This is a genomic window from Bathymodiolus heckerae thiotrophic gill symbiont (genome assembly GCF_900128515.1).
Taxonomy (GTDB): Bacteria; Pseudomonadota; Gammaproteobacteria; order PS1; family Pseudothioglobaceae; genus Thioglobus_A.
Window position 1 is genome coordinate 18,905 of record NZ_FQTP01000015.1, and the last position, 9,943, is coordinate 28,847.

The window sequence follows — 9,943 nt, forward strand, 5'->3', positions numbered from 1 at the left end:
AATTAATTCCTTACAATGGTTCCAAGGGCTTCACCCTTTAAAATATTTGATAACGTATTGGTATCTTCAAGCATACTAAAGACGCAGATTTCAAGATTGTGTTCACGACACATGGCAAATGCCGAAGTGTCCATAATTTGTAAATTTTTTGCAATAGCTTCATCAAAGCTTAGCGTATCGTAGCGTGTCGCAGTTGGATCTTTCATTGGGTCAGCTGTGTAAACACCATCAACTTTAGTGGCTTTGAATACAGCTTGTGCGCCAATTTCAATCGCTCTAAGGGTTGCGCCAGTATCAGTGGTAAAATAAGGCGCACCCGTACCTGCTGAAAAAATAACCACAGTGCCATTACTTAACGCTTGCCTGGCTTTGTTATGATCCATCGGCTCACAAACGCCACCACCAATTGGAAATCCTGACATAACTAAAACGTCAATATTATTTTTACGACATGAATCTGAGATGGCCAATGCGTTCATTACCGTGGCAAGCATACCCATATGATCTCCAGTAACACGATTCATACCTGCTTCAGCTAGAGCTGCACCACGAAAAATATTACCACCACCAACAACAATGCCCACTTCAACACCTTGATCTAGAACAGACTTAATAATACCAACAACTCTGTTTAAGGTTTCTGGATCAACGGTGTTGTCAGAGCTGGCCAATGCCTCACCGCTAAGTTTTAATAAGATGCGTTTGTATTTTCCCATGCTAATATTCTTTAAGGTTGGTTAATAGAGAGTGATTTTACCTATCTTGTTCGTTATAATGAACCCTTTGTCCGACATAATTTAACCATTCATGGATCAGATCAGCATACGTGGCGCTCGCGTTCACAACCTAAAAAATATCGATATTGATATTCCTAGAAACAAGCTTGTTGTTATTACGGGATTATCGGGCTCAGGTAAATCATCATTAGCTTTTGACACGATTTACGCTGAAGGTCAAAGACGATATGTCGAGTCATTATCAGCCTATGCGAGACAGTTTTTGTCATTAATGGAAAAGCCAGATGTTGATCATATTGAGGGCTTGTCTCCGGCTATTTCTATTGAGCAAAAAGCTACTTCGCACAATCCACGTTCTACCGTTGGTACTATTACTGAAATTTATGATTATTTAAGATTGTTATTTGCTAGGGCAGGTATTCCGAAATGTCCTGAGCATGAGATTGATCTTGAGTCGCAAACCATTTCACAAATGGTTGACAGTATCACCTCTTTACCTGAGGGTGAAAAAATCATGTTGTTGGCACCTATTGTTCAAAATCGAAAAGGTAGTCATAAGAAATTACTAGAAGAGCTATCACATCAAGGATTTTTACGAGCTAGAGTAGATGGTGAAATAATCTACATGGATGAGATGGAAGAACTAAACGGAAAAACTCGCCATACCATTGAGATTGTTGTTGATCGACTTAAAATTCGTGAAGATATTGTTTCTCGATTATCTGAATCTTTAGAAACTGCGTTAAATTTAAGTAGTGGCCTGGTTCGAATTGCACCTATGGGCGAAGAGGCTGATTGGGATGAATTGGTCTTTTCAGCTAAATTTTCTTGTGTTCAATGTGGCTATTCATTAACCGAGCTTGAGCCGAGACTTTTCTCTTTTAACAATCCAGTGGGTGCTTGTTCAACTTGTGATGGCTTGGGTGTTAAGAATATGTTTGATGCTGAAAAAGTTGTTGCTAATCCAGGACTTAGTTTAGCCGATGGCGCCATTTATGGCTGGGGTCGATCGAATGCTTATTTCTATCAAACGCTTATGTTGGTTGGTCAATATTACGGGTTTGATATCGAAACAACCTATGAAGAGTTGAGTGATGAGCATAAAAAAATTGTTTTATATGGTAGTGGTGAGGATGAAATTGATTTTTCAAAAATAAAAGGCAGGAAGGGCTGGTCTAATAAAGCCAAGCCTTTTGAAGGGGTTATTCCACGCATGATGCGTCGTTATGAAGAGAGTGGGATTCGCTCTGTTCGTGAAGAATTATCTCGCTACGTGGTTAGTCAAAGTTGTGTGGAATGTAATGGCGAGCGACTCAACGAATCCGCTAGAAATGTTTTTATTGGTGGACAAAATTTATCCTACATTACCAAGCTATCTATTGCCAATATCTATGAATTTCTTAAAGACTTAAAACTAGAAGGCTCAAGAGCCCAAATTGCCGATAAGATCCTAAGTGAAATCATCCAAAGACTAGAGTTTTTAATCAACGTTGGTCTTGAATATTTAAGTCTTGATCGTCGAGCAAATTCTTTATCAGGCGGTGAAGCTCAACGTATTCGTTTGGCTAGCCAAATTGGCGCAGGTCTTATGGGTGTTTTATATGTATTGGATGAGCCTTCTATCGGCTTGCATCAACGAGATAATCAAAAACTACTTAATACATTGACCTATTTACGCGATATTGGTAATACGGTAATTGTTGTTGAGCATGATGAGGATGCGATTAAACAAGCAGATTATGTGATTGATATTGGTCCAGGTGCGGGTATGCATGGTGGTGAAATCATTGCAGTAGGTACGCCAGAAGAAATTGCCAATAATCCAAAGTCACTCACAGGTGATTATATTAGTGGCAGACAAAGTATCGAGGTACCGAGTACGCGTAAAACTTCAGATCAGTGGATTGAAATTAAAGGCGCTAGAGGCAACAACCTCAACAATGTTGATTTATCAATCCCTGTAGGTGTATTGACTTGTGTTACTGGTGTTTCTGGGTCTGGAAAATCAACCTTAATTAATGATACTTTATATGCATTGGCAGCTCGTGATCTGAACCGTGCACAAACTACACCAGCGGATTTTGATTCAATCGATGGATTAGAGTATTTTGATAAAATTGTTAACATTGACCAAAGTGCTATTGGTCGTACGCCACGCTCTAATCCAGCAACTTACACAGGCATGTTTTCTCTTATTCGTGATTTATTTTCACAAACGCTCGAATCTAGAACTCGAGGTTATAAAGCAGGACGCTTTAGTTTTAATGTTAAAGGGGGTCGTTGTGAGGCCTGTAAAGGTGACGGATTGATTAAAGTAGAAATGCATTTTTTGCCAGATATTTATGTGCCTTGTGATGTGTGCTATGGTGATCGCTATAATCGTGAAACTTTGGAAATTACCTACAAAGGTAAAAATATTTCAGAAGTGCTGAGTATGACGGTTGAGGTAGCGGTAAAGTTCTTTGAACCCATTCCTAAGATTAATCAAAAATTACAAACACTGATGGATGTTGGTTTGTCATATATTACCCTAGGGCAAAACGCTACTACTTTGTCAGGCGGTGAAGCACAGAGAATCAAGCTGGCAAAAGAGTTGTCTAAATTAGACACAGGCCAAACACTTTATATTTTGGATGAGCCAACAACTGGCTTACATTTTCATGATATTAAGCAGCTGCTATCGGTCATTAATCGCTTGCGTGAAAGAGCAAACACGATTGTAATTATTGAGCATAATCTAGACGTGATTAAAACCGCCGATTGGATTGTTGATCTAGGGCCAGAAGGCGGTGACAAGGGCGGTGATATTATTGCTACCGGCACGCCAGAACAAGTTAGCGAAGTTAAAGGATCCTATACAGGACAATATCTAAAGTCACTACTTGATTCAAAAAACTGATAAGCTCGACTTATAAGTTTTTTGAGAATTATGGTTGAAATTGGACAGATTGCAATTGGTAAGTGAAGTTTTTACGCTGGATTAGGATGGGCAAATAATGTTGATCAGCATCAAAATAAGCTTCCAATTCATCTTCTAGATTAATAATTTTAATTATATTTTTAAGTTTACTTTTAACTTGTTGATAATGCTTTTTTTTCACCGTTTCACCATTGTTAACCATAAAATAAAAATCAGTTTTGGTGGAGTCTTTTGTTAATAAATCGGTAAAAGATAAAAGTAAACTTAACGGATCAACTTGTTGATCTTGTAAGCGAATGTTAATATTTTTTTTCACTTGGTCGCCATCACGCTCAAAATATTGATAATGTGTTGAGTGTAAGCCAAACTGGTTAAGGATAAAAGTGGATTTAGCATTAATCTCATAATCTTTAATTAGACTTACTAAATCAGAAGTTTTAGCATTGGCTGTGTAAAAATACTTATCTTCTAGCTGGTGTAGCGTTCTGACCTCTTCAGCAATTTTTAAGCCATTGACGGAAAGTTGATAGTGAGCAGTATGAGGCTTAAAGGCTAAAGCGCTGGCACTAATTAAAACAAGCAGTGTAAATGTAAAGCCTAGTTTCATAAGAGTTGACCATCTAAAGTCGCCTGATTTTTTTCAAGCTTTAACCTATCCTGGGTAAACCAGTGAATTACTTCTGGAAAGAGTTTGTGCTCTTCTATTAAAATGCGTTTGGCCAATGATTCAACATCATCGTTAGCCAAAACTTTAATTTTTGACTGCGCAATAATTGGCCCACCATCAAGCTCAGCGGTAACAAAATGCACACTAACACCATGTTCTTTTTCTCCAGCATCAAGTGCACGTTGATGCGTGTTAAGTCCTTGAAATTTTGGCAATAGAGAAGGGTGAATATTTAGCATTTTTCCCGTATATTTTTGCGTAAATTCAGCAGTAAGGATGCGCATAAAGCCAGCTAAAATTACAATATCTGGATTATATTGGCCAATGAGTTGGCTTAAATTTTGATCAAAATCCTCTCGAGAAGAGAAGAGTTTGTGATCAAGTGCATGGGTAGGAATATTAGATTGTTGAGCGCGCTGAAGGCCAAAAGCTTCTTTTTTATTACTAATAACAGCTTCAATGCTGAGGTCAATACTAGATGCATTGTCGATAAGTGACTGGAGGTTTGAGCCACTTCCAGAAATTAAGACAACGCCCTTCATTTAAATAATGACTTGATTGCCTTCATTGCTAACAATTTCACCGATCAGCCAAGCAGTTTCGCCTTGCTCATTCATGTGTCTGATGGCATCGTTGCTTTGGTCAGCTGGAACTACTAACACCATACCAACACCACAGTTGAATACACGGTACATTTCCATGATATCGATATTACCATTGTCTTGTAAAAATTGGAAAATTTCCGGCAATGTCCAAGATTGATCGTCTAATTTTGCAGCTAAGTTATCTGGCAAAACTCTAGGAATGTTTTCTAGTAAGCCACCACCAGTAATATGTGAAATAGCATGCACTGAATATTTTTCAATTAATGATAGAACAGATTTAACATAAATTTTTGTTGGCTTAATTAATGCTTGCAATTGAGTATCTGTTGGTTTGGATTGTTCTAATACTTTGCGAATTAGAGAGTAGCCATTTGAGTGTGGGCCTGAAGATGCTAGTGCAATAATATGGTCGTCATTGGATACTTTAGAGCCGTCAATTACTTTATCTTTGTCGGCAATGCCAACACAAAATCCAGCTAAATCGTATTCTTCACCTTGGTATATACCTGGCATTTCAGCAGTTTCTCCACCGATCAATGCACAACCAGAAATTTTACAACCTTCGCCAATGCCGTGAATCACTGAAGTAGCAAGTTCGATATTAAGCTTTCCAGTTGCGTAATAGTCTAAAAAGAATAATGGCTCTGCACCTTGCACGATTAGATCATTGACACACATAGCAACCAAATCAATACCAATAGTGTCATGTTTGTTTAACATTTCCGCTACTTTTAATTTTGTGCCGACGCCATCAGTGCCAGAGATTAATACTGGATTTTTATATTTTTTAAGATCCAGTTCAAACATGGCGCCAAAACCACCAAGACCAGCTAGCACGCCTTCGCGCATAGTGGATTTTGCAATAGGTTTAATTTGTTCAATTAGCTCATTACCTTTGGTAATGTCTACGCCTGAGTCTTGGTAAGTCAATGATGACATATGGTTTTTTCCGTATAATGAATTTCTTTAAATTTTGATTTAAGCAGCTAACAAAATGAATTTTTCTAGTGTGCCAAATGCGCTATCAATTTTACGCATTATTTTAACAGTACCTGTTGTAATGACTTTATTAAATCACCAATATTTTTTAGCAATGGTGTTGTTTTTTATTGCAGGCATTACAGACGCTCTGGATGGCTGGATTGCAAAACGCTATTCATTTCAAACACGTCTTGGCTCTATTTTGGACCCAGTTGCGGATAAGTTATTGCTAGTCAGTAGTTTTTTAACTTTGCACGTGATTGGTTTATTACCAGCATGGTTGTTAATTTTGATTTTTTTGCGTGATGTTATGATTGTATCAGGTATAGTGGGTTGTTTTATTGGCACTGAAATGTCAAAAGATGAGCTACTTTCCCCTTCTAAATTATCAAAAATTAACACCGTTTTGCAAATTGCGCTGGTTCTATTTTTAGTAGTAGTGCAGTTGCATCCAATTCAAGAACAATGGAGTACTGTGTTTTTTGTGATTGTTGCCACTTCAACTGTATTGAGTGGTGCAGATTATGTATGGATCTGGATTGAAAGGGTTATCTCGCAAGAGAAAAAATAAAAAATTAATGATGAGACAACTTGGATTGCCAATTTCACTCGATTCAAAATTACTATTAAGTAATTTTTTGGGTGATAAAAATCAATCACTATTAACTTTTATTGATGTTTTATTTGGTAACAATGACTCATCCGTTGTATTTATTTCAGGTGCAAACTCTAGTGGCAAGACGCACGTACTTCAAGGGTGTGTATTTAAAGCGCTAAATTTGGGTTTGAGCGCTATGTATGTTGATATTAAGCAAACACTTCCTGCTGGATTTTTAAATACATTGTCTGATTTTGACTGGGTGTGTGTTGACAACATTGATCAGCTTGATGATACTCAGCAGCAAGAATTGTTTGATCTTTACAATCAAATTAAACACACTAATACTAAGCTTGTCGCTTCTGCACTGGTGCTGCCTAGTGAGCTAGAACTACTAAAAGATCTTAAAACACGATTATCTTTGTCTGTGGTTTTTTCACTTGAACAATTAACAGATTTAGAAAAAATTGAGCTAATCAAGCTTAAAATGAAAGATAAAAATTTAGACATTGATGAAAAAGTCTACACTTATTTGTTTAAAGTTTATTCTAGAGATTTAACAACAATATTGCTGGCTATAGATCGGCTTGATCAAGAATCTTTGCAACAAAAGAGTGTTATCTCTATCCCTTTTACCAAGAAAATATTGAATATTTAAGATTTTCTTCTAAATTTAAATTTAGCAATTCTAGGCATAAGATCTGAAAAGGGCATGTCACTAAGATCAGGATAAGTCAGTTTAATTTTATTGGCTAAATTAGCAATATCATCAATTTTATCGCCATTATCAACACCCATAACTTCTTGCAAAGCAAGCAGTCCACCCATTTTTATTTTTGACTGTTGGCCAACAGAAAGGTTGTTGGTGTTATGTGTTTTTAAAACAAAATTACTATTTTCTCGTAAATTTTGATAGATGGTTTGGCACAGGCTAGAGGTTTCATGATCTTGGCATGCGCCAAATTCTTTTTCTGCCACACAGTCTTTAGCGCCAAATTGACAGCCGCATCGACCGCTAAGAATTAAGTGAGAAAAAGGGCAAGTAAAGTGTGCTTGGACCATAACAATAGGCGTTTTGTGTATTTAATAAAGGTTAAGACATTATAATATAAGCTTTAAATTTCGAACAGTCGTAATAACACATGAATTACTTACCTATTTTTATTGATATTAAACAAAAGCCCTGTCTAGTTGTTGGTGGCGGTGATATTGCCTTTCGAAAAATAACACTTTTATTAAAGGCTCATGCTCAAATAACATGTGTTGATAGCTCGGCCTGTCAAAGTGTCAAGGCATTGGCTAATGATGGAAAGATTGCCTTAATTGAAAAAGATTTTGAGCAGAGTGATGTAAATTCTCAGGTGTTGATTATTTCAGCGACTGACGATACTACGTTAAATGCACAAGTTTCAAAATTAGCACACGAGGCTAATATTCCAGTTAATGTGGTTGATTCACCAGATTTGTGCTCGTTTATTATGCCGTCTATTGTTGATCGCTCACCCATTGTTGTTGCTATTTCTTCTGCAGGAAAGGCGCCAGTTTTGGCGCGCTTAATTCGCGCTAAATTAGAAAGTACCATTCCTCATGCTTATGGAAAATTAGCAGAATTAGCGGGTAATTTTAGAGATCAAGTTAAAGCTAAATTTAAAAATATTGAAGATAGGCGTTATTTTTGGGAGCGTGTTTTTTCAGGTATTGTGGCTGAAAAAGTTTTCTCTGGTAAGGTGGATGAAGCCAAGGCTGACATGCAAAAACAACTTAATGACTCAGCTGATACTGAAGTGGGCGAAGTTTACTTAGTTGGTGGTGGCCCAGGTGATCCTGATCTATTAACATTTAAAGCGTTACGTTTAATGCAGCAAGCAGATGTTATTTTGTACGATCGTTTGGTATCAGAAGAAGTGATGGAACTTGTTCGTCGTGATGCAGAACTTATTTATGTCGGTAAAGAGCGTGATAATCATAGTGTGCCGCAAGACGGCATTAACCAACTACTGGTAGATTTGGCAAAAAAAGGTAGACGTGTATGCCGCCTTAAAGGTGGTGATCCATTTATCTTCGGTCGTGGCGGTGAAGAGATTGAAACCTTGGCTGAGAATGGCATTCCGTTTCAGGTGGTGCCAGGAATTACTGCCGCTTCAGGTTGCTCAACTTACTCAGGCATCCCATTAACACACCGTGATTATTCTCAATCTTGTCGATTTGTCACTGGCCATCTTAAAGATGGCAGTATGAATCTACCTTGGAGTGAGCTTGCTGTTGAGCAACAAACCATCGTTTTCTATATGGCGTTAAAAGGCGCTCAGCATTTATCAGACAAACTGATTGAGCACGGGCTGCGTAGTGATATGCCAGTCGCACTAGTTGAAAAAGGCACAACGCCTGATCATAAAGTATGGACTACAACCTTGGGCGAATTGCCAAATGTTGTAGCTACACAACCCATTAAAGCACCCACTTTAATCATTGTTGGTGAAGTGGTTAAGCTAAGAGAGAAGTTGAATTGGTTTGATACTAGCGATTAACTCAGTAGTATTGTATCGACTAGTCCTTAACGCAACAATCGCTGTCTTTAAAACCAATTGCTTTAAAAATTTTGGCTGCTGGGCAAAATCCAGTAAAGGCTGATTGGAATAGATTAAAACCAACAAAAAAAGTTAGCCAAAGCCAATTTGTTTCTGCAAACATACTTGTATTATTTAATAATAATGAGGCCATAATAATAGTTCCTACCATTGCTGATACTGCGTTTGTAATTGTCATTTTAATATTCCTGTGTTTGAAAGTGCCTACTTTACCATTAATTAGGTATAATTTCAAATTCTTCACCCCTCAAGAGGGTGCCAACACAAAGCGCGGGAGTGGTGGAATTGGTAGACACGCTGGATTTAGGTTCCAGTGTCGTAAGACGTGAGAGTTCGAGTCTCTCCTTCCGCACCATATTAATCCTTTAAAATCAACGTTTTTAAAGGATTCACATTAAAAAATTGATGACATCATTATTTTATAATGGGAGTATATTGCTCTGTCTTTTTTTAACCATTTTAACTGTTCATTAAAAATACTTCTTTAATACAACCTTATTGTATTAATGCAACTGATAAGCCCGGCTTATCAGTTGATCGAGTAGAGGCTTCTTTAGAGAGTATTCAAATCTAATTGTAAAAAAGTTTTATTATTAAGTAAATTAATACTGCATATTCATTCTTTAAAGCCGAATAATCCTTATACAAAGGCTTTTTAAATTATTTTTAGCCTAAAGCAAAAAAAAATAGGTGCAAAATTACATTATAATAGCGAGTATATTTTTTAAGACATATAAGATAAAGATGAAAATACAATTAAAAAACATTAACACCCTTAACGTTATCAATACAACTATTGATATTGCGAAAAGCAGTATTTCTAATACATCAAGCAAGCTTAAGCACT

Annotated in this window: 10 protein-coding genes and 1 tRNA gene; 5 read left to right on the plus strand and 6 right to left on the minus strand. The window is 37.1% G+C overall.

Annotated features, from left to right (window positions below; translation table 11 throughout):
• Positions 1-2: 2 nt before the first annotated feature.
• Entirely contained in the window at positions 3-716 is a 714-nt protein-coding gene (pyrH, locus tag BTHERMOSOX_RS03340; protein WP_138119414.1) for a UMP kinase, read from the minus strand.
• 91 nt (positions 717-807) lie between these two features.
• On the opposite strand from pyrH, the gene uvrA reads away from it, so the two are divergent.
• On the plus strand, positions 808-3,636 hold the full coding sequence (gene uvrA, locus BTHERMOSOX_RS03345) for an excinuclease ABC subunit UvrA (RefSeq protein WP_138119416.1): 2,829 nt from the start codon (positions 808-810) through the stop codon (positions 3,634-3,636).
• Between the two features lie 28 nt (positions 3,637-3,664).
• On the opposite strand, the gene BTHERMOSOX_RS03350 is transcribed toward uvrA, so the two are convergent.
• The 3 genes from BTHERMOSOX_RS03350 to purM are packed head-to-tail and all read right to left on the minus strand — an operon-like array spanning position 3,665 to position 5,868.
• The gene (locus BTHERMOSOX_RS03350; RefSeq protein ID WP_138119418.1) at positions 3,665-4,264 is read right to left on the minus strand and encodes a DUF3108 domain-containing protein; all 600 of its coding nucleotides are present in this window, start codon (positions 4,262-4,264) and stop codon (positions 3,665-3,667) included.
• Positions 4,261-4,866 (minus strand): phosphoribosylglycinamide formyltransferase, encoded by a 606-nt coding sequence (gene purN, locus BTHERMOSOX_RS03355; RefSeq protein WP_138119420.1) that lies wholly within the window; start codon positions 4,864-4,866, stop codon positions 4,261-4,263. The genes BTHERMOSOX_RS03350 and purN overlap by 4 nt, the downstream gene beginning before the upstream one ends.
• Positions 4,867-5,868, minus strand: a complete 1,002-nt coding sequence (purM, locus tag BTHERMOSOX_RS03360) for a phosphoribosylformylglycinamidine cyclo-ligase (RefSeq protein ID WP_138119421.1) — start codon at positions 5,866-5,868, stop codon at positions 4,867-4,869. It lies immediately after the preceding gene.
• Between the two features lie 55 nt (positions 5,869-5,923).
• Between purM and BTHERMOSOX_RS03365 the strand changes: the two genes are divergently transcribed.
• On the plus strand, positions 5,924-6,481 hold the full coding sequence (locus BTHERMOSOX_RS03365; RefSeq protein ID WP_138119423.1) for a CDP-alcohol phosphatidyltransferase family protein: 558 nt from the start codon (positions 5,924-5,926) through the stop codon (positions 6,479-6,481).
• Positions 6,482-6,488: 7 nt separating this feature from the next.
• Complete coding sequence (locus BTHERMOSOX_RS03370) at positions 6,489-7,166, plus strand: HdaA/DnaA family protein (RefSeq protein ID WP_249360590.1); 678 nt, start codon at positions 6,489-6,491, stop codon at positions 7,164-7,166.
• Here BTHERMOSOX_RS03370 and BTHERMOSOX_RS03375 read toward each other — a convergent pair.
• Complete coding sequence (locus BTHERMOSOX_RS03375) at positions 7,163-7,570, minus strand: hypothetical protein (RefSeq protein ID WP_138119425.1); 408 nt, start codon at positions 7,568-7,570, stop codon at positions 7,163-7,165. The genes BTHERMOSOX_RS03370 and BTHERMOSOX_RS03375 overlap by 4 nt on opposite strands.
• A gap of 80 nt (positions 7,571-7,650) precedes the next feature.
• Between BTHERMOSOX_RS03375 and cysG the strand changes: the two genes are divergently transcribed.
• Positions 7,651-9,036 carry a siroheme synthase CysG gene (cysG, locus tag BTHERMOSOX_RS03380; protein ID WP_138119427.1) on the plus strand — a complete coding sequence of 462 codons (1,386 nt, stop codon included), beginning with the start codon at positions 7,651-7,653 and terminating at the stop codon, positions 9,034-9,036.
• 19 nt (positions 9,037-9,055) lie between these two features.
• Here the strand turns inward: cysG and BTHERMOSOX_RS03385 are convergent, their stop codons facing one another.
• Positions 9,056-9,274: a YgaP family membrane protein gene (locus tag BTHERMOSOX_RS03385; RefSeq protein WP_138119429.1), complete on the minus strand. Its 219-nt coding sequence runs from the start codon at positions 9,272-9,274 to the stop codon at positions 9,056-9,058.
• Positions 9,275-9,366: 92 nt separating this feature from the next.
• Here BTHERMOSOX_RS03385 and BTHERMOSOX_RS03390 point away from each other — a divergent pair.
• Positions 9,367-9,451: transfer RNA gene (locus tag BTHERMOSOX_RS03390), tRNA-Leu, on the plus strand.
• The last annotated feature ends 492 nt before the right edge of the window (positions 9,452-9,943 follow it).

Coding starts and splice junctions, on each gene's coding strand:
- pyrH (WP_138119414.1), bottom strand. CDS start 716: ATGGGAAAATACAAACGCATCTTATTAAAACTTAGCGGTGAGGCATTG.
- BTHERMOSOX_RS03385 (WP_138119429.1), bottom strand. CDS start 9,274: ATGACAATTACAAACGCAGTATCAGCAATGGTAGGAACTATTATTATG.
- purM (WP_138119421.1), bottom strand. CDS start 5,868: ATGTCATCATTGACTTACCAAGACTCAGGCGTAGACATTACCAAAGGT.
- purN (WP_138119420.1), bottom strand. CDS start 4,866: ATGAAGGGCGTTGTCTTAATTTCTGGAAGTGGCTCAAACCTCCAGTCA.
- uvrA (WP_138119416.1), top strand. CDS start 808: ATGGATCAGATCAGCATACGTGGCGCTCGCGTTCACAACCTAAAAAAT.
- BTHERMOSOX_RS03365 (WP_138119423.1), top strand. CDS start 5,924: ATGAATTTTTCTAGTGTGCCAAATGCGCTATCAATTTTACGCATTATT.
- BTHERMOSOX_RS03370 (WP_249360590.1), top strand. CDS start 6,489: ATGATGAGACAACTTGGATTGCCAATTTCACTCGATTCAAAATTACTA.
- cysG (WP_138119427.1), top strand. CDS start 7,651: ATGAATTACTTACCTATTTTTATTGATATTAAACAAAAGCCCTGTCTA.
- BTHERMOSOX_RS03350 (WP_138119418.1), bottom strand. CDS start 4,264: ATGAAACTAGGCTTTACATTTACACTGCTTGTTTTAATTAGTGCCAGC.
- BTHERMOSOX_RS03375 (WP_138119425.1), bottom strand. CDS start 7,570: ATGGTCCAAGCACACTTTACTTGCCCTTTTTCTCACTTAATTCTTAGC.